General features: G+C 68.1%; 12 protein-coding genes. 7 read left to right on the top strand and 5 right to left on the bottom strand.

The window, feature by feature from the left end; genetic code table 11:
* Window positions 1-141 precede the first annotated feature (141 nt).
* Together RH90_RS05065 and pbpC are read left to right on the top strand one after the other, a co-directional pair.
* On the top strand, window positions 142-5,964 hold the full coding sequence (locus RH90_RS05065; RefSeq protein ID WP_010184275.1) for an alpha-2-macroglobulin family protein: 5,823 nt from the start codon (window positions 142-144) through the stop codon (window positions 5,962-5,964).
* A gap of 130 nt (window positions 5,965-6,094) precedes the next feature.
* Window positions 6,095-8,212 carry a penicillin-binding protein 1C gene (pbpC, locus tag RH90_RS05060; protein WP_198283386.1) on the top strand — a complete coding sequence of 706 codons (2,118 nt, stop codon included), beginning with the start codon at window positions 6,095-6,097 and terminating at the stop codon, window positions 8,210-8,212.
* Between the two features lie 50 nt (window positions 8,213-8,262).
* Here pbpC and RH90_RS05055 read toward each other — a convergent pair whose 3' ends face one another.
* Window positions 8,263-8,769 (bottom strand): RcnB family protein, encoded by a 507-nt coding sequence (locus RH90_RS05055; protein ID WP_029625050.1) that lies wholly within the window; start codon window positions 8,767-8,769, stop codon window positions 8,263-8,265.
* Window positions 8,770-8,886: 117 nt separating this feature from the next.
* Complete coding sequence (locus RH90_RS05050; RefSeq protein ID WP_010184272.1) at window positions 8,887-9,390, bottom strand: outer membrane protein assembly factor BamE; 504 nt, start codon at window positions 9,388-9,390, stop codon at window positions 8,887-8,889.
* Window positions 9,391-9,501: 111 nt separating this feature from the next.
* Between RH90_RS05050 and RH90_RS05045 the strand changes: the two genes are divergently transcribed.
* Window positions 9,502-10,011, top strand: a complete 510-nt coding sequence (locus RH90_RS05045; protein WP_010184271.1) for a ubiquinol-cytochrome C chaperone family protein — start codon at window positions 9,502-9,504, stop codon at window positions 10,009-10,011.
* Complete coding sequence (locus tag RH90_RS05040) at window positions 10,008-10,535, top strand: YceD family protein (RefSeq protein ID WP_010184270.1); 528 nt, start codon at window positions 10,008-10,010, stop codon at window positions 10,533-10,535. The genes RH90_RS05045 and RH90_RS05040 overlap by 4 nt, the downstream gene beginning before the upstream one ends.
* 3 nt (window positions 10,536-10,538) lie before the next feature.
* Here RH90_RS05040 and RH90_RS05035 read toward each other — a convergent pair whose 3' ends face one another.
* The 3 genes from RH90_RS05035 to RH90_RS21985 all read right to left on the bottom strand — a co-directional run bounded on the left by RH90_RS05035 (window position 10,539) and on the right by RH90_RS21985 (window position 14,937).
* Window positions 10,539-11,087 carry a SixA phosphatase family protein gene (locus tag RH90_RS05035; RefSeq protein WP_010184269.1) on the bottom strand — a complete coding sequence of 183 codons (549 nt, stop codon included), beginning with the start codon at window positions 11,085-11,087 and terminating at the stop codon, window positions 10,539-10,541.
* An 11-nt stretch (window positions 11,088-11,098) separates the two neighbouring features.
* Window positions 11,099-13,807, bottom strand: a complete 2,709-nt coding sequence (locus RH90_RS05030) for an ATP-dependent DNA helicase (RefSeq protein ID WP_010184268.1) — start codon at window positions 13,805-13,807, stop codon at window positions 11,099-11,101.
* A gap of 62 nt (window positions 13,808-13,869) precedes the next feature.
* Window positions 13,870-14,937 carry a glycoside hydrolase family 19 protein gene (locus tag RH90_RS21985; RefSeq protein ID WP_010184267.1) on the bottom strand — a complete coding sequence of 356 codons (1,068 nt, stop codon included), beginning with the start codon at window positions 14,935-14,937 and terminating at the stop codon, window positions 13,870-13,872.
* A 253-nt stretch (window positions 14,938-15,190) separates the two neighbouring features.
* Between RH90_RS21985 and RH90_RS05020 the strand changes: the two genes are divergently transcribed.
* The 3 genes from RH90_RS05020 (at window position 15,191) to RH90_RS05010 (ending at window position 19,045) form a co-directional block, all read left to right on the top strand.
* Window positions 15,191-16,753 carry a lysine--tRNA ligase gene (locus RH90_RS05020; RefSeq protein ID WP_010184266.1) on the top strand — a complete coding sequence of 521 codons (1,563 nt, stop codon included), beginning with the start codon at window positions 15,191-15,193 and terminating at the stop codon, window positions 16,751-16,753.
* 74 nt (window positions 16,754-16,827) lie between these two features.
* Window positions 16,828-18,048 (top strand): Na+/H+ antiporter NhaA, encoded by a 1,221-nt coding sequence (gene nhaA / locus RH90_RS05015; RefSeq protein WP_010184265.1) that lies wholly within the window; start codon window positions 16,828-16,830, stop codon window positions 18,046-18,048.
* Window positions 18,041-19,045 (top strand): histone deacetylase family protein, encoded by a 1,005-nt coding sequence (locus RH90_RS05010; RefSeq protein WP_010184264.1) that lies wholly within the window; start codon window positions 18,041-18,043, stop codon window positions 19,043-19,045. Before nhaA ends, RH90_RS05010 begins: the two co-directional genes overlap by 8 nt.
* The last annotated feature ends 22 nt before the right edge of the window (window positions 19,046-19,067 follow it).

Here is a 19,067-nt window from a genome sequence, read left to right as displayed (position 1 = left end):
GGGCCCCCGCGAGTCGTTCGGCGTGATTTTCCAGCAGGTTCGGCTATTGTGCAAGCGGTCGATCGGAAGCAGTTCGTCGCTATACGGACACGATTCGTCGCACTATAAGCGCTTCGGACGCGGCTCGGGGGGAAGAGTTCGATGAAACTGGGTTTTCGAGTCGCGTTGCTTGCGCTTGTCTTCGCCCCGATTGCGGCCTTTGGCGATGCGAGCCCGCAGGTGATCCTCGCAACCCCTGGCATCGGCGACGGTGCGATCGAGCGCTTCACGGCGCGCTTCAATCAGCCGATGGTGCCGCTCGGCGATCCGCGCGCGGCCTCGCCGTTCGAGGTGACCTGCGCGGTCGGTGGGCAGGGACGCTGGGTCGATCCGCAGACCTTCGTCTATGATTTCGCGAGCGGCCTGCCTGGCGGCACGACGTGCAAGTTCGCGCTGCGCAAGGGTCTGAAAAGCGTCTCGGGCTATGCCGCGACGGGGCAGAGCGAGTTCACCGTCGATGCCGGCGGCCCGGTCGCCCGCGCAATCCTGCCCGGCAGCGATTCGGACGAGATCGAGGAGGACCAGACCTTCCTCGTCGCGGCGAACCTGCCCGCGACGCCAGCCTCGGTCGCCGCCAACGCCTATTGCGCGGTCAAGGGGATCGGCGAGAAGATCCCGGTCGACGTGCTGCCCGCCGACTTGCCCGGCAAGCTGCTCGGTGAAATGGGCACCGATAATTGGAGGGTCCGCAGCTTCCTCGAAAGCGGTGGCTTGCCCGCCGCGATCCCGGCTCCGGCCGATCGCGCCAAGGCCTATGCCGGCGTCACCGCGCTGAAGTGCCGCCGTCCGCTGCCGCCCGGCGCCGACGTTGCGCTTGTCTGGGGCGCCAACATCGCGGGCGCTGGCGGCAAGACCGCGGGCACCGACCAGCGGTTCGATTACACCGTGCGCAAACCCTTCACCGCGCGCTTCGAATGTTCGCGCGTCAACGCCGCCGCTGGCTGCAACCCGGTCGAGAAAGCCTGGGTGCGTTTCTCCGCGCCGGTGCCGAGCGAGCTTGCCAAGCAGGTCCGCATCGAGACCGCCGACGGTAAAGTGCTGACGCCGACGCTGTTCGATTCGAGCTCGGACACCGAGCGGGGCGATGCCAAGACCAAGGCGACGATCACTTCGGTCGGCTTCAAGAGCCCGCTGCCGCAGGCGCAGACCGGCAAGGTCGTGCTCCCGTCGGGCGTCAAGGACGAAAGCGGCCGCCCGCTGTCGAATGCCGAGCGCTTCCCGCTCGCCGTGCGCTTCGATGCCGCCCCGCCGCTCGTCAAATTCGCCGCGTCGTTCGGCATTCTCGAATCGAAGCAGGGCGGCGTGCTGCCCGTCACCGTGCGCAACGTCGAGCCCGCGCTCCAGGGCACCAACGTCACGATCGGCGGGCAGGCGCTGCGCGTCGATGGCTCCGACGGCAAGATCGCGCAGTGGCTGCGCACCGTCGGCCATGCCGATGACGAGGCCAGTCACGAGGAAACGCGCGGCAAGGAGAAGGTGCGGATCAACGACACCGGGTCCAAGTCGATCCTCGCCGGCGAAGGCGCGCCGATGCAGATCGGCCTGCCCGGCAAGGGCAAGGATTTCGAAGTCGTCGGCCTGCCGCTCGGCGGCGGCAAGCCCGGTTTCTACGTCGTCGAACTGGCCAGCCCGGTGCTTGGCCAGGCGCTGCTCGGGCGCAAAGCCCCGCGCTACGTCGTGACCGCCGCGCTCGTCACCAACATGAGCGTCCACTTCAAATGGGGCCGCGCGGCGAGCCTCGCCTGGGTCACCGCACTCGACACCGGCAAGCCCGTCGCCAATGCCGAGGTGCATGTCACCGACAGCTGCACCGGCAAATTGCTCGCACGCGGCATCACCGACAGGAATGGCGGGCTCAACGTGCCGCCGGGGCTGCCCGAGCCCGAAGCCTATGGCGGCTCATGCAACGGCGGGTCGAGCCCGCTGATGGTCTCCGCCCGCGCGGGCGACGATTTCAGCTTCACGCTGACCGATTGGGGCCAGGGCATCCGCCCCTACGATTTCGACCTGCCCTATGGCTATTCGGCCCGCGGCGAGTTTCTCCATACCGTGTTCGACCGCGCGCTCGTCCGGCAGGGCGAGACGGTCCATATGAAGCACATCCTGCGCACCTCGGTGGCGAACGGCTTCGGCTTTGCGCCGGGCGTGACGGGGACGTTGCGGCTGCAGCATCGCGGATCCGACACGCAGTTCGACTTGCCGCTGACGATCGACGCGAACGGCATCGGCGAGAGCGAATGGACCGCCCCCGCGGGCGCGCCGATGGGCGAGTACGACCTGTCGGTGATCGCGGACAACCGCACGATCGAAACCGGCCAGTCGTTCAAGGTCGACGAGTACAAGTTGCCCACGATGCGCGCGACGGTGACCGGCCCGAAGGACGCCGCGATCCGCCCGATCAGCCTCGCGCTCGACCTGTTCGTCGGCTACCTCTCGGGCGGCGGCGCATCGAACCTGCCGGTCGATATGCGAATCGGCTATTTCGCGCATGAGGGCACGCCCGACGGCTACGAAAGCTACAGCTTCGGCGGCAAGGCGATCGTCGAGGGCACCAAGCCGCTCAACGGCGACGGCGAGGAAGAGCAGGCGACGCTCCCGCCGACGCAGACGCTTCCCTCGACGCTCGGCGGCGACGGGACGGGCAAGCAGACGGTGTCGATCCCGCAGACGCTCGACGGCGTCACCGACATGCTTGTCGAGATGGACTATCAGGACGCCAATGGCGAAGTGCTGACCGCCTCGAAGCGCATCCCGATCTTCCCGAGCGCGGTGCAGCTTGGCGTCAAGACCGACGGCTGGCTGATGAAGCAGGACGATCTGCGGCTGCGCTTCGTCGCGCTCGACACCGCAGGCAAGCCGCTCGCCAACCAGGCGATCTCGGTCGCGCTCTACAGCCGCCAGATCCTCACCGCGCGGCGCCGGCTGATCGGTGGCTTCTATGCCTATGACAACCGCATGAAGACCGAGAAGCTCAGCCAGACCTGCAGCGCGACGACCGACGCACAGGGGCTGGCGACGTGCAAGCTCGATCCCGGCATCTCGGGTGAAGTCTATGCGGTCGCGACGACCAAGGACGCCGCCGGCAACGAGGCGCGCGCGACGCAGAGCGTGTGGCTCGCCGGCAAGGACGATTGGTGGTTCGGCGGCGACAATGGCGACCGCATGGACGTCGTCCCCGAAAAGCTCGCCTACAAAGCGGGCGAGACCGCGCGCTTCCAAGTGCGCATGCCGTTCCGCCAGGCGACCGCGCTCGTCACGGTCGAGCGCGAGGGCGTGCTTGCGAGCTACGTCACCGAGCTCAGCGGGGCGGACCCGGTGGTCGAGGTGAAGATGCCGGGCTCGTACGCGCCCGACGTGTTCGTCTCGGTAATGGTCGTGCGCGGCCGCACCGAAAGCGGGATCTGGAGCTGGCTCCACGGCCTCGCGCGTTCGGTCGGGCTGTCGAGCGATCCGCCCGAGGGGCAGGAGCCGACCGCGCTGGTCGATCTCGCCAAGCCTAGCTACCGCATCGGCATCGCCAAGGTGAAGGTCGGCTGGGAAGCGCATCAGCTCCAGGTCGCGGTCAAGGCCGATAAAGCACGCTACGCCGCGCGCGACGTCGCGCAGGTCGACGTTCAGGTGAACGGCCCCGATGGCAAACCGGTGCGTACCGCCGACGTCGCCTTTGCGGCGGTCGACGAGGCGCTGCTCCAGCTCGCGCCCAACGATAGCTGGGACGTGCTCACCGCGGTGATGGGCGAGCGCCCGCTCGCGGTGCTCACCTCGACCGCGCAGACGCAGGTCGTGGGAAAACGCCATTACGGCAAGAAGGCGGTCGAGGCCGGCGGCGGTGGCGGCGGCGATTCGTCGGGGCTCAACCGCGAGAATTTCCAGCCGGTGATCCTGTGGAAGGGCCGCGTCGCGCTCGACCAGAATGGCCATGCGCGGATCCCGGTGACGCTGTCCGACGCGCTCTCCTCGTTCAAATTGGTGGCGATCGCGACCGACGGGTCGCAGCTCTACGGCACCGGCATGGCGAGCGTGCGCACCGCGCAGGATCTGTCGATCTTCGCCGGCATCGCGCCGGTGGTGCGGAGCGGCGATTTCTATGCGTCGAGCTTCACGCTGCGCAACGGCTCGGACAAGCCGATGACGGTGACCGCGAGCGTCGACCTCATGCCTGCGATCGCACAGGGCAAGCCGCTGACGGTGACGATCCCGGCGGGCGGCGCGATGCCGGTCGCGTGGAATTTGACCGCGCCCGCCAATCTCGACTCGCTGCGCTGGCACGTCAGCGCCAAGTCGGCAGACGGCAAGGCGGTCGACCAGATTACCGTCAACCAGGCGGTGACGCCGCTCTACCCGCTCGAAGTGTGGGCCGGGACGCTCGCGCGCGTCGGCAGCGACACGACGATCCCGATCCAGCCGCCGATGGGGGCGATTGCGGGCCGCGGGACGGTCGATATCCGGCTCGACGACACGCTCGCGCCGCCGCTCGCCGGGGTGCGCGATTTCATGGCGCGCTATCCGTACAATTGCTTCGAACAGCAGCTGTCGCGCGCGGTGGCGCTCGGCGATGCGGCACTGTGGCAAAGGCTCGCGAGCGATATCCCGGCGTATCAGGCCGATGACGGGCTGCTGCGCTACTGGCCGTCGGGCAGTCTGACGGGCTCCGAAGCGCTCACCGCGTATGTGCTGGCGATGACGTCGGAAGCCGGCCTGCCGATTCCCGAGGGCCCGCGCGCGAAGATGATCGAGGGGCTGAAGGCCGTGCTAGACGGGCGCTTGCGCCACGAGGAATATGGCGATGTCCGGCTCCAGCGCGTCTACGCCTTCAACGCGCTCGCGCGTGCAGGCGCAGCGACGCCGGCGATGCTCGGGCAGTTGAGCATGATCCCGAAGGAGATGCCGACCGCCCTGCTCGCCGATTATCTCGTCGCGCTCGACCATGTGCAGGGGCTCGCCAACGCGAATGCACTGAAGGCGGCGGGCGAGGCGCAGTTGCGCACCCGCCTCGTCTATGAGGGCACGCGGCTCGACCTGTCGGACAGCAGCAACCAGCCATGGTGGCTGATGTCGTCGGGCGACGAAGCCTCGATCAAGACGGTGATCGCGACGCTGGGCCGGCCCGGCTGGCAGGACGAGGCGGCCAAGATGATGGTCGGCGTCGCGCTGCGCCAGTCGCATGGCCGCTGGGACACCACCACCGCCAACGCCTGGGGCACGATCGCGGCGCGCAAGTTCGCGTCGCTCTATCCGGCGAGCGCGATCGTCGGGAATACGACCCTGGGCCTGGACGCGCAGACGATCAGCAAGGCCTGGCCGCTCGCCACCACCGCGCGGACGGCGACCTTCCAGCTGCCGGCTGTGCTCACCCCGCTCAAGCTGTCGCAATCGAGCGGTGGTGCCGGGCCGTGGGCGAACGTCTCGATCTCGGCCGCGGTGCCGCTGACCAGGCCGCTGTTCGCTGGCTATGAGATGCAGCGCAACGTCGAGGTGGTGCAGGCGCACACCAAGGGCGTGCTGACGCGCGGCGACGTCGTCAAGGTGACGATCACCGTCAAGGCGAATGCCGAGCGCAACTGGGTGGTGATCAACGATCCGATCCCGGCGGGCGCGACGATCATCGGCGATCTCGGCGGGCAGTCGCAGATCTTGGCGGGGCAGGCGCAGGCCGGGCCTGGGAGCAAGTTCCAGGCGCGCGATGCCGATGGCAAGCTGTGGGACGTGCAGGTGGGGGTGGTTCCGGCCTATGTCGAGAAGCGCAACGATGCGTGGCGTGCCTATTACGGCTGGGTGCCGCGTGGGGCGTTCAGCGCGTCGTACATGCTGCGGTTGAACGGGGCAGGGCGCTTCAACCTGCCGCCGAGCCGAGTCGAGGCGATGTATTCGCCCGCGATCCGCGCGCAGCTGCCGCTGGCACCTGTGACGGTGGTGCAGCGATAAGCGGGTGGAACGGCTGAGGAAGTCTCTGCTCGAACTGGCCGCGCGTGTACGCGGGAGGCCGGGAGACTGGGCGCGGCGCTTCGATGCGTGGGACTCCAGCATCCGCGGAAGAGCCGTGGCGCTCTGGAGAATGCTGCGTACCCGTCAGGGGATGACGGTTTCGGCGCTAGCGCTGGCGCTCGTCGCCTTTGTCGCGATCGATTACGCCACGCTCCCCCCGCCGCTGCCCGGCTATGCGCAGGTCCGCGCTGCGTGGCACCCGTCCGAGGCCTGGCTCTACGATCGTAACGGCGTGCTGATCGACAGCGCACGCGTCGATTTCGCGGCGCGACGACTCGCCTGGACGCCGCTCGACCATGTCTCGCCGGTCACACGCGAGACGATCGTCGGCGTCGAGGATCGCCGCTTCTTCCATCATGGCGGGGTCGATTGGCTCGCCTTGCTCGGCGTCGCGCGCGACCGCGCGCAGGGGACGCGCGAGCGCGGCGCGAGCACGCTGTCGATGCAGGTCGCCGGCTTCCTCGCGCCCGATCTCGCCGTGCCGGGCCAGCGCCACCTCTGGGACAAGCTCCGCCAGATGCGCGCCGCCTGGGCGCTCGAATCGCATTGGTCGAAGGACGAGATCCTCGAGGCCTATCTCAACCTCGCGGGTTTCCGCGGCGAGGCGCAGGGGATCGGCGCGGCGGCGCTCGGGCTGTTCGGCAAGACCCCTGACGCGCTGGCACGCGACGATGCGCTGTTGCTCGCCGCGCTCCTCCCCGATCCGCAGGCTGCCCCCGCGAGCGTCGCGCGGCGCGCCTGCGCCGTCAGCCACGAGCCCGATTGCGCACGTTTTGCAGGCGAGGCGGCGTCGATGCTCGGCCCGGCGCGCAGCCTGCAGCTCGATCCCGGCCTCGCGCCGCATCTCTCCGATCGCTTGCTGGCCAAGCCCGGACTCAAGGTCATCACCACGCTCGACCGCCGCATCCAGAGCCTCGCGATCGTCGCGCTCAAACGCCAGCTGCAGGGCCTTGGCGCAGCCCGCGCGCGCGACGGCGCGGTTGTGGTGATCGACAACGCGACCGGCGACGTGCTCGCCTATGTCGGCGGGATCGGCGGCGCCTCGACCGCGCCCGCGGTCGATGGCGCGAACAGCTATCGACAGGCGGGATCGACGCTGAAACCCTTCCTTTACGCGCAGGCGATCGAGAAGGGGTATCTCACCCCGGCCTCGATCCTCGACGATTCGCCGGTCCAGCTCGACACCGCCTCGGGGCTGTACGTCCCGCAGAATTACGATCGCGGCTTCAAGGGGCCGGTGTCGGCACGCGCGGCGCTGGCAGGGTCGCTCAACGTGCCCGCGGTGCGCACGCTGCTGCTCGTCGGGGTCGATGCGTTTCGCGATCGGCTGTGGGACACGGGGTATCGCGGACTGGTCGAGGATGGCGATTATTACGGCTTCTCGCTCGCGCTTGGCTCGGCCGAAGTCACGCTGCTCGAACAGGCAGCCGCCTATCGCAGCCTGGAGCAAGCCGGCCGCTGGTCGCCGCTGCGCCTTACGATGGATGCATCGCGCGAGTCGCCGCATGCGATCACGACCCCGCAGGCGGCGTGGCTCGTCGCCGACATGATGGCCGATTCGAATGCCCGCGCGGTGACGTTCGGGCTCGATTCGGCGCTGCATTTGCCCTTCTGGGCGGCGGTGAAGACGGGGACGAGCAAGGCGTTGCGCGACAATTGGTGCATCGGCTTCACGCACAAATACACGGTCGCGGTTTGGGTCGGCAATCTCGAGGGCGATTCGATGCGTGCCGTCTCGGGTGTCAGCGGCGCGGCGCCCGTGTGGCGCGACATCATGCTCGCGCTCAACGCCGACACACGCGGCAGCCCGCCCCCGCGCCCGCCGGGAATCGAAGCGCGCGCGATCACCTTCGCGAACGCGATCGAACAGCCGCGCACCGAATATTTCCTGTCCGGAACGGGCCAGACGCAGATCGCCGTCGCCCCCGCCGAATCGCGTCGCCCGCGCATTACCAATCCGGTGTCGGGCAGCGTCTATGCGATCGATCCCGACATCCCGTCCGATCGGCAAAGGCTGTCGGTCGATGTGTCGGGCGCGGTCGTCGCGCACCGGCTGTGGCTCGACAAGACCGAACTCGGGGCTGCCGATTCGCAGCCCGAGATCATCGCTCCGCCGGGAGTCCACCGCCTCCGCCTGACGGACGTCGCAGGACGCGTGGTCGATGAAGTGCGCTTCACGATTCGCTGAACGACGACCGCCCCCCGTGCGGGGGACGGTCGCGCCCGTGACGAACAGGATTAGCGGTAGAAGCCGCGGACCACGTCGACGACATAGCCGCGCCGGGTGTCGACGAGGATCACGTCGTCATAATGCCGCACCCATTGCTGGCCGAATGCCGGGCGACGCAGGTGATAGCGCCACGGATCGGCGATGATGTAGCGGCCGCCATAATAGGTCGGCGCGATGCGCAGGCCGGGGCGGAAGACGGTGTAGCGGAACGGCGCGTTCCAGCCGCCGCGGGCATAGACGTTCGGGTTGCGGTCACGCCAGCCGCGCCAGTCGTCGCGGCCCCAGGCGCGGTCGCGATCGCGCAGATCCTCGCGATATTCCTGGCGGGCGTCGCGGACGTCCTCACGCTGGTCGCGAATGTCGCGCCGGTCGCCACGCATCCGCGCATCCTGCAGGTCGCGCTGCTCCTGGCGGATGTCGCGCCGGTCGCGCCGCAGCTCGTCGTTCGATTGCGCGCTTGCAGCGACGGGAACCAAGGTCGCCGCCATCACAGCGGTCAAAATCAGCTTACGCACTGTATCCTCCATCTCCAGCCGGCCAGAGAGCGGCCAGGCCATGAAGAGGATTTCGCACCCCGCCACTGAACGCAATGCGAATGCGTTCGTCAGCAATCCGTCAGGATTGCGCCGCCGTCACGGCGTATCGCGACCACCACCGGTGTTGCTCTGGCCGGGCTGCCCGCCGCCGCCGACCGCGCCGACCGTGCCGATATTGCCGAACAGCTCATCGAAGAAGCTGCGCTTCTTGCCGAGCGTCGGCGTGGTCTTGCCCGACGGGCTGATCGACGCGACCTGCTCGACGCCCGAGCGGCGCACCGCGCTGACATTGCCCTTGTCGTCGAAGCTGATCCGCAGCGTCGTCTGATCGCGGACATGCGGGTTGTTATAGGCGTAATTGCGCGTCTCGCGCGATACGTAATACCAGTCGCCCTGGTTGAATTCGGAGGTGAAGGTCGGCTTGCCGAGCGTCGCGAGCACCGACTGGCGCGTGTCGGTCCCGGTCTGGACCGAGTTCACCAGATCGGCGTCGATGACATAGCCCTGGTGCGACTTGAGCGGCACGCAGGCGCTCGCCCCGAACACGCACGATGCGAGGAGGGCGGCAGCCGTCAACTGGCGGACGGACTTAAGGCTCATCGACACTCTCCAAGGCACCAAAGCTGGCCACGACGCATTGCACCCGCGGACACGAAGCCTCAATATGCCGGGAAAGGCGGCCAAACAAGGGCGCGAAGGGACACGACACTTTTGGGCTGGTTTTCGAAGCTGCTGGGACACGCACCCGACGACACCGCGGCACTGCTCTACGACCGCGTGATCGCGATTGCGCGCGCGCCGCATTGGTATGAAGCGGGCGGCGTTCCCGATACGCTCGACGGGCGCTTCGACATGGTCGCCGCCGTGCTGTCGCTCGTCCTGCTGCGGCTCGAGGATGTGCCCGACGCGGGGCTAGCGAGCGCGCGACTGACCGAGCGCTTCGTCACCGACATGGACGGACAATTGCGCGAGAGCGGCATCGGCGACATCGGCGTCGGCAAGCATATCGGCAAGATGATGGGGATGCTCGGCGGGCGGCTCGGCGCGTATCGCGATGGGCTGGCCGTGAACGATCTGCGTAGTGCGATGGCGCGCAACCTCTATCGCAGCGGCGTGCCGGAAGACGCTGCGGTCGCACATACCCAGGCCGCCTTGTTCGCGCTGCGCGATACGCTGGCGGCGCGGTCGACCGATTCGGTGATTGCAGGAGACGTAGCGTGAGTACCCCCGAATTCTCGCGGCTCGAGCGGATCGACACGATCGGCGAGGGCGAGCGCAGCGTCGCGATCGTCGCGAGCGAAGCCGAACGCGCGGCGCTCGCGACACGCTTCGGGCTGATCTCGGTCGATCGGCTCGAGGCGACGTTCCGGGTCAAGCGCGATGCCGCGGGCGTCGTCGCGCGGGGTGCCGTCAGCGCGGCGGTCGTCCAAGCCTGCTCGGTGACCGACGAACCCTTGCCGCAGACGGTAGCGGAAGACGTCGCCTTGCGCTTCGTCACCGAAGCGGAAAGTGCGGCCGAGGAAGAAATCGAACTCGATCTCGATGCGCTCGACACGATGCCGTATGACGGCGCGGCGATCGATCTCGGCGAAGCGGCGGCGGAGACGATGGCGCTCGCGCTCGATCCCTTTCCGCGTGGGCCCAATGCCGCGGCCGCCTTGCGCGAGGCCGGCGTGATCAGCGAGGAAGAAGCCAAACCCGCCGGCGCCCTGGCGGGACTGAAGGGCCTGTTCGGGAAGGTGTGAGGCTCAGTCTTCGTCGGGGCCGAGCGCTGGATCGAGATCGCGCGGGCGGACGAAGCGCGTCAGCCGTGCGCCGCCCGCCGCGAGGTCGGCCCATGCACCATCGAAGCTGAGCTCGGCGATCGTCGCGGTCGGATATTTTGCCTCGAGCGCGACGCGCAGCGGCTCGTCCGAATTGGGCACGAGCAGCATCGCGAGGTCCTCGAGACCGGGATTGTGCCCGACGAGCAATAGATGCGTAGTGTCGGCCGGCGTCTCGTGAACGATGTCGAGCAAGGTCACCGCCGAAGCGAGATAGATTCGCCGGTCCCATTGCGGTGCGAGCGTCCGGCCATAGCCGCTCTCGACCTGTTCGAGCGTTTCGGCGACGCGCACCGCGGGTGATGCCACGACATGGTCGAATGCCTCCGGGACGCTGCGCAGATGCCCGCCGATCAGCGCGGCGGCGCGCTTGCCCTTGGCGTTGAGGCCGCGATCGTAATCGCGCAAGGCGGGGTCGTCCCAGCCCGATTTGGCGTGGCGGAGCAGCGTCAGCGTCTTGGTGCCGGCGGTCATGCGGATCTCCGTCAGGCGGGTTCGCGCGCCTCATGCCCCGTTTGGACGCCAGAGGGAAGCGCTCCCGCACGCGCGACCGCCTCGTCGAGCGTGCAGCGCGTGATCTTTACCCCCGGAGGGAAAGCGGTGAGCAGCCGCGACGGCATCGCTGCGGAGAGCAGGACGAACAGCCCATGATCGTCGGCGCGACGGATCAGCCGCCCGAATGCCTGGGCGAGCCGGGCGCGGACGATCCGGTCGTCATAGCTGCTGCCGCCACCGGCGAGGCGCCGCGCGGCGTGCAGCACGGTCGGCTTGGGCCAGGGCACGCCCTCGAGCACGACGAGGCGGAGCGAGCGGCCGGGCACGTCCACCCCGTCGCGCAAAGCGTCGGTGCCGAGCAGCGAGGCGGCGGGATCGTCGCGGAAGATGTCGACCAAAGTGCCGGTGTCGATCGGATCGACATGCTGCGCATAGAGCGGCAGGCCCTCCCGCGCGAGCCGGTCGGCGATGCGGGCATGGACGCCGCGCAGCCGGCGGATCGCGGTGAACAGGCCGAGCATCCCGCCGCCGCTCGCCACGCCGAGCTTGGCATAGGCATTGGCGAGCGCGCCCATGTCGCCGCGCTTGACGTCGGTGACGATCAGCACCTCGGCCTGGTCGGCATAATTGAACGGCGAGATCGCCTCGAACCGGCTCGCGCCGCGCAGCAGATGGTTGGCGCCGGTGCGCGCCTCGGCGACGTCCCAGTCGCCACCGCCGCGCAAGGTCGCCGAGGTGACGAGCACGCCGTGCGCCTGCTTGAGCACGGTCTCGGCGAAGGGGCGCGTCGGGTCGAGCCAGTGGCGGTGGAGGCCGATGTCGTATTCGCGCCCCTCGACGCGGTCGACCGCGAGCCAGTCGACGAAATCGGGCGAGGCCGGCCGGCCGATCCGTGCGAGCAGCGACAGCCACGCCGCGACCGTCTCGGCGCGCCAGCCGAGTGAGGCGACCGCACCTTCGATGCGCGCGCGTGCGGGGCCGTCCATCCAGTCGGGGCCTTCGTCGAGCACCGCCTCGAGCCGGCGGCCGAGCGCGACCAAGGGGCGGACGAGCGAATCGAGCGCGTGTGCGGCGGGGCCAGCCGCTTCGATCAGGCCGGGGTCGGGCTCGGCAAGTTCGGTTTCGAGCGCGTAGCCCGCGTCGCCTTCCGCTTCGGCGCGGGCGTAGGTGAGGCCGCGCACCGCGGCGAGCAACGTCTCGATCGGTCCGAACGGCGCGCCTTCGCCGATCCGCTGGAGCCAGCCGTCGCTCGCGAGACCCTGCGCCGCCGCCACCGCATCGGCGATCGCGCGGGCGCCGCCTTCGTCATAGCTCGCCACGTCGGAGAGACGCGCGGCGAGACCCCGCCGCCGCCCGCGCCCGCCCGATTCGGGGCCGAGCACCCAGCGGCGCAGCTCGATCGTCTCGGCACCGGTGAGCGCGGTCGAAAACATCGCGTCGGCGGCATCGAACAGGTGATGGCCTTCGTCGAACACGTAGCGCGTCGGGCGCGTCGTCGATTCGCGGCCGCGCGCGGCGTTGACCATCACCAAAGCATGGTTGGCGATGACGAGATCGGCGTCGGCACTCGCGCGCGCGGCCTTTTCGATGAAGCACTTCCGGTAATGTGGGCAGCCGGCATAGACGCATTCGCCGCGCCGGTCGGTCAGCGCGGTCGCGCCGTTGCGGCGGAACAGCGTGGGGAGCCAGCCGGGGAGGTCGCCGCCGACCATGTCGCCATCGGCGCTATACGCCGCCCAGCGCGCGACGAGCTGCGCGAGGATCGCGGCGCGGCCGGCGAACCCGCCCTGCAGCGCATCCTCGAGATTGAGGAGGCAGAGGTAATTCTCGCGACCCTTGCGCGTGACGACTTTGGCGCGGCGCGTCGCGGCGTCGGGGAAGAGGCGTGCGCTTTCATGCCCCAATTGGCGCTGCAGCGCCTTGGTGAAGGTCGATACCCACACCGCGCCATCGGCCTTCTCGGCCCAGAGCGAGGCGGGTGCGAGATAGCCGAGCGTCTTGCCGATCCCGGTGCCGGCTTCGGCGAGCACCATGTTGGGCGCGCCCTGCGCCATGCGGGGGCCGAACGCCTCGCGCGCTGCTTGAGCATAGGCGCGTTGCCCCGAGCGTTGCTCGGCGGCGCTGCCGGTGAGGCGAGCGAGGCGGGCCTGAGTCTCATCAACGTCGAGCGTCACCGTGCGCGGCTGCGGGCGCGGCGCGCCCTCCGACCATTCGCCGAGTTTCGAAAACAGCCAGCGTTCGGCGACGTCGGGGGTCTTGAGCCGCTGCGCGAGGATCGGCGCCCAGGTCCAGCGGAGCTTGAACAAGGATTGCGCCGCGGTCCAGGCGCCCTCGCGCTCGGGCCAGTCACCACCGGGGGCGGTCATACCGAGCAAAGCTTCGGCCGCGTCGCGCAGGAAGGCGGCGATCTGGCCGTCTTCGCTCGGCGCTTCGAGCCCGGCGACGCGCGCGAGCCCGCGCGGCGTCGGCACCATGAAGCGCGCCGGGCAGAGGAAGGCGAACAATTCGAGCAGATCGAGCCCCGACAGGTCGGCATAGCCGAGCCGCTGGCCGATCAAGGCGGCGTTGAGCAGGATGACGGGGGTATCGGCGGCAATGCGGATCGCCTCGCCGCGCCCGATCGGCCGCGTGCCCTCGGCATCGGCGATCCAGATGCCGCTGTGGCTCGCATGGAGCGCGGGATAGGGAAGCGTGGGCACTGGCGGTATATCGCCGGAAGAGAACGAAATGGCAACCTCCGCACGCCTCGGATGGCGGTCGTTTATCCGCCGAGCGCCTTCCGCATCGCTTCGGCATAGGCGATGCGTTCTGCATTGCCGAGCATCGCGGTACCGTTGACCTTCTTGGTGATCGTCGAGAGCTGCCATGTGTCGGCCAGCGGCAGGCAGCCGCGCGACGCGAGATACCAGCAGCCCGACATCGCCGCGCCTTCGGCCGTTTCGCAATAGGCGGATGCCTCGTCTGCGGTCTTGCCGAGGGTCGATCCGAACTCGGCATATTCGTCGCGCCCGGTCAGCTGGATGAGACCGCGGCCGCGGAACCGAAAGCCGTCGCCCGACGCCACGTCGCCATTGCCGAGCCGGTTGGCATAGACGCGGTTGCCGATTTTTTCGGGATGCCCGACATAAGGCTCGGCATCGGCGATGCTCGGAAACGCATGCGGGAAAACGGCGTGAAGCCGTTCGGCGTGGGTGTAGTTGAGATTTTCCACCACCTCCTGGAAGCCCGCGCCGGCTTCTACCGCGAACTGCCCGATCGCCGCCGCTATGCGCCTTGCGTTCGACAGGTCATACCGAGCGAAAGCCGCGATTAGCGCCGGGCTCCAGACGGACGTCTTGACGTGCGGCAGAACGATTCCGAGCGCCGCGGTGAGGTGAGCGGCTGGCGAAGGGAGCGCGGCGACCTTCGATTCGACCGCCGAGATGGGGAGTGCGGCCGACGCAAGGGATGGCGATGGTGATGGTGCCGGTGCGGGTATCGGGGCCGGCGCAGCGGTCGGCGCGGGTGGGGCGGCCGGAATGAAAATCGATGCGGCATTCTCGACAAAATCGGCCCCGAGATAGCCAAAACCGGCGATCGTGATGAGCGTCTTTGGGTCAAGCGTCGCCGCTGCGGAAAAACTGGTTGAAAGACCGTATAGGACGCCGGCAATAAAGCCGATCATCAGGCTGATGCCAAAATAGGCGAAGCTGAATACGGATTGCGCTGACGGGGTGGTCGTGCCCGACGCCCTGTTGTTCTTAAGTCCGACGACGGCACGGGTGCCCTGGCCGACTAAACCAAGTACGCCGTACAACAGGATCGCGTTCAGAGCGTCGTATGGCGTCATTTCGTATTCCTTGGCAGTAGGAAAATGATCGCGTTATTTGCGGTAAGCTGCAGAGTAACGGGCAAATTGTCGAGTCATTACTCTACTAACGAGAGATAATGATCCTTATCTCTATAGGGGGAATCGATTGTGGAGAATTATCCGTAGGATCCCAGGAATGGCGGCATCGCGGCATTTGCCGAGAATAGCGCGCGCCCGGACGCGGCCATGCGACGGGGATGACGTGGGCGTCGTGTGGCGCTAGTCGCTGTGCATGACCGATGACCTCCGCACCGCCGCCTTCGACTCCAAAGCCTGGCCGTATGAAGAGGCGCGCAAGCTGCTCAAGCGCTATCCGCAGGGCAAGGGCGCGCCGGTGCTGTTCGAGACGGGCTATGGCCCCTCGGGGCTGCCGCACATCGGCACCTTCAACGAAGTGCTGCGCACCTCGATGGTGCGCCACGCCTTTCACGCGCTTTCCGACACGCCGACGCGGCTGATCGCGTTCAGCGACGATATGGACGGCTTGCGCAAGGTGCCCGACAACGTCCCCAACAAGGCGATGCTCGCCGAACATCTCGGCAAGCCGCTGACGCGCATCCCCGATCCGTTCGGCACGCACGAGAGCTTCGCTGCACACAACAATGCGATGCTGCGGCAATTCCTCGACGATTACGGCTTCGATTACGAGTTCGTCTCGTCGACCGATTACTACACCGGCGGCGTGTTCGACGACGCGCTGAAGGGCGTGCTGCGGCACTATCGGGGCATCATGGACGTGATGCTGCCGACGCTGCGGAAAGAGCGCCAGGCGACCTATTCGCCGGTGCTGCCGATCAGCCCGAAGAGCGGGATCGTGCTGCAGGTGCCGGTCGAAGTGCTCGACGCCGAGGCCGGGATGATCGCCTTCGACGATGAAGGCGAGCGGATCGAACAATCGATCCTCGGCGGGCAGGCCAAGCTGCAATGGAAGGTCGATTGGGCGATGCGCTGGGTCGCACTCGGCGTCGATTATGAGATGGCGGGCAAGGACCTGATCGACTCGGTCACGCAGAGCTCGAAGATCGCGCGCGTGCTCGGCGGGCGGCCGCCCGAGGGGTTCAATTACGAAATGTTCCTCGACGAGAAGGGCGAGAAAATCTCCAAGTCGAAGGGCAATGGCCTGGGGATCGAGGAATGGCTGACCTATGGCCCGCAGGAGAGCCTCGCTTTCTACATCTATCGCGAGCCCAAAAAGGCCAAGTCGCTCCACATGGGGGTGATCCCGCGCGCGGTCGACGATTACTGGCAGTTCCGCGCCGCCTGGCCGACGCAGGAGATCAAGGAGCGGCTCGGCAATCCGGTCCATCACATCCATGACGGCAAGGTGCCGAGCGCGACGCTGCCGGTGACCTTCGGGCTGCTGCTCAACCTCGTCAGCGTGATGGGCGAGGCGACCAAGCCGCAAGTGTGGGGCTATCTCGCCAATTACCTGCCCGAGGCGACGCCCGAAGCCTATCCCGAGCTCGACCGGCTGATCGACTATGCGCTGGCCTATGGCCGCGATTTCGTCGCGCCGACGCTCGTCAAGCGTGGGCCCGACGCGGTCGAGGCGGCGGCGCTGGCGCGGCTCGACGCCGAACTCGCGGCCTTGCCCGAAGGCGCGAGTGCCGAGGACATCCAGAACATCGTCTACGAGATCGGCAAGACCGGCGGCTTCGAAAATCTGCGCGACTGGTTCAAGGCGCAATACGAGACGCTGCTCGGATCGAGCCAGGGGCCGCGGATGGGGAGCTTCATCGCGCTCTACGGGGTCGAGAACTCGCGCAAGCTGATCGCCGAGGCGCTGGCGCGCTAGGCGACCTTGCGGCCATCGGAGGTCGGCGCGCCGATCATGCTGGTCTTTGTGTCGCGCGGCGATAGGGTAGGGCTATGATCGAGCGCAGCCCGTCTGCGCCGTTCCGCCGCGTGCGGTCGGCGCTCCGTACTTTCCTGCGCCAAGAAGCCGCAGGCGGGATCGTCTTGATGGCGGCCGCGGCGCTCGCGCTGATCCTTGCCAATTCGCCGCTCGCCGGCTCCTATTTCGCGCTGCTCCATTACGCGACGGGTCCGACGCTCGCGCCGGCAATCGGCGCTATGACGGTCGATCTGTGGATCAACGACGGTCTGATGGCGATCTTCTTCCTGCTCGTCGGGCTCGAGATCAAGCGCGAACTGATCGACGGGCAATTGGCGAGCCCCGCGCGGCGGCGCTTGCCGATCATCGCCGCCGCGGCAGGGATGGCGGCGCCGGCGATGGTCTATCTTGCCATCACCGGTGGCGCCGCGGACTTGCGCCCGGGCTGGGCGATCCCGGCGGCGACCGACATCGCCTTCGCGATCGGCGTGCTCGCCTTGCTCGGCAGCCGCGTGCCACCCGCGCTGAAACTGTTCCTGACGACGGTCGCGATCGTCGACGATTGCGGCGCAGTCGCTATTATCGCGCTCGTCTACAGCCACGGCATCGACTGGATCGCGCTCGGTGGCGCGTTCGGCGTATTGCTGCTGATGTTCACGCTGAAGCAGCGCCGGGTGTGGGTGTTGTGGCCGTATCTGATCGGCTTTGCAGCCCTGTGGTGGCTGGTCTTGCTGTCGGGCGTGCATGCCACGATCGCCGGGGTGCTGGCCGCGACGACGATCCCGATCACGCGCTCGCCCGGCGCGCCCGACGACGTGCACTCGCCGCTCCACCGGCTCGAACATGCGCTCAGCCCGTGGGTCGCGTTCGGTATCGTGCCGCTGTTCGCGCTCGCCAATGCCGGCGTGTCGCTTGGCGGTGCGAGCCTCGCCACGCTTGGCAATCCGCTCGTGCTCGGCATCGCCGGCGGGCTGTTCCTCGGCAAGCAGGCGGGAATCATGGGCGGCGTCGCGCTGGCGGAGCGGCTCGGGATCGCGCGGCGGCCCAAGGGGATGCGCTGGATCCAGCTCTATGGCGTGGCGCTGATCGCGGGGGTCGGCTTCACGATGAGTCTGTTCATCGGCGGGCTCGGCTTTCCTGGCAGCCCGTCTGTGCAGGACCAGGTCAAGATCGGGGTGCTGGCAGGGTCGATCGTTTCGGCGATCGCGGGCTATCTTGTCCTGCGCTATTGCCCAGCACGGAGGCCGCATGCGTAAATTCTTCTCCCCCGCCCAGCTTGCGCACGCGCCGGCGCGCGAGCTGCACAACGGCGGTTTCACGGCTTATGCCGAAACCCCGGCGCGCGCGCAGCACATCGTCGCGGCGATCGGCGGCGCCGAAGTCCCGATCGATCACGGCATGGCGGCGATCGCGGCAGTCCACAGCGCCGACTATCTTGCTTTCCTGCGCGAGGCGCCGGCCCGCTGGAGTGCAGCGGGCCGGCCGGGCGACGCGATCGGCTATGTCTGGCCGGTGGTCGGGCGCAGGCCGTTGCGGCTCGAGCGGATCGACGGGCAGATCGGGCGCTACAGCTTCGACGCCTCGACCCCGCTTACCGCGCAGACGTGGGAGGCCGCCTATTGGAGCGCGCAGAGCGTGCTTGCCGCGACGCACGCCGTGCTGGGCGGAGACCGCGCCGCCTTCGCGCTGTGTCGCCCGCCCGGCCATCATGCCGGCGCGGATTATTATGGTGGCTATTGCTACCTCAACACCGCCGCGATCGCCGCACAGGCGGCGCGCGACGCGGGCGCGCGGCGCGTTGCGATCCTCGACATCGACTATCATCACGGCAACGGCACGCAGGACATCTTCTGGGAGCGCGGCGACGTATTCTACGCCAGCGTCCATGCCGATCCGGTGCGCGACTATCCGTTTTATTGGGGGCATGCCGATGAAGTCGGCGAGGGGGCGGGGCGCGGAACCACGCTCAACCTGCCGCTGCCGCACGGTACGATGCTCGATCCGTTCCGACGGGCGCAAGCCCGCGCGCTCGATGCGATCGAGCGCTTCGCGCCCGACCTGCTTGTCCTGAGCTTCGGTGCGGATACGTGGGAGGGCGACCCGATCTCGCATTTCAAGTTGACCACCGCCGATTATAGCGGGCTCGCGCGCGATATCGCCGCCTGCGGCTGGCCGTGTGTTGTTGCAATGGAAGGGGGCTATGCGATCGAAACGCTCGGCGCGAACGTTGCCAGCCTGCTCGAAGGATTTTGAGCGAGATTGCCGGTGTCTTGTT

Origin of the sequence: Sphingomonas sp. PAMC 26605 (assembly GCF_000241485.1) — a bacterium.
In the GTDB taxonomy this organism is placed as follows: domain Bacteria; phylum Pseudomonadota; class Alphaproteobacteria; order Sphingomonadales; family Sphingomonadaceae; genus Sphingomonas.
The sequence above is the reverse complement of the archived record's forward strand: the minus strand, read 5'-3'. Positions and strand labels throughout refer to the sequence as shown.

Coding starts and splice junctions, on each gene's coding strand:
- RH90_RS21985 (WP_010184267.1), bottom strand. CDS start 14,937: ATGACGCCATACGACGCTCTGAACGCGATCCTGTTGTACGGCGTACTT.
- RH90_RS05035 (WP_010184269.1), bottom strand. CDS start 11,087: ATGACCGCCGGCACCAAGACGCTGACGCTGCTCCGCCACGCCAAATCG.
- RH90_RS05020 (WP_010184266.1), top strand. CDS start 15,191: ATGACCGATGACCTCCGCACCGCCGCCTTCGACTCCAAAGCCTGGCCG.
- pbpC (WP_198283386.1), top strand. CDS start 6,095: ATGCTGCGTACCCGTCAGGGGATGACGGTTTCGGCGCTAGCGCTGGCG.
- nhaA (WP_010184265.1), top strand. CDS start 16,828: ATGATCGAGCGCAGCCCGTCTGCGCCGTTCCGCCGCGTGCGGTCGGCG.
- RH90_RS05065 (WP_010184275.1), top strand. CDS start 142: ATGAAACTGGGTTTTCGAGTCGCGTTGCTTGCGCTTGTCTTCGCCCCG.
- RH90_RS05050 (WP_010184272.1), bottom strand. CDS start 9,390: ATGAGCCTTAAGTCCGTCCGCCAGTTGACGGCTGCCGCCCTCCTCGCA.
- RH90_RS05010 (WP_010184264.1), top strand. CDS start 18,041: ATGCGTAAATTCTTCTCCCCCGCCCAGCTTGCGCACGCGCCGGCGCGC.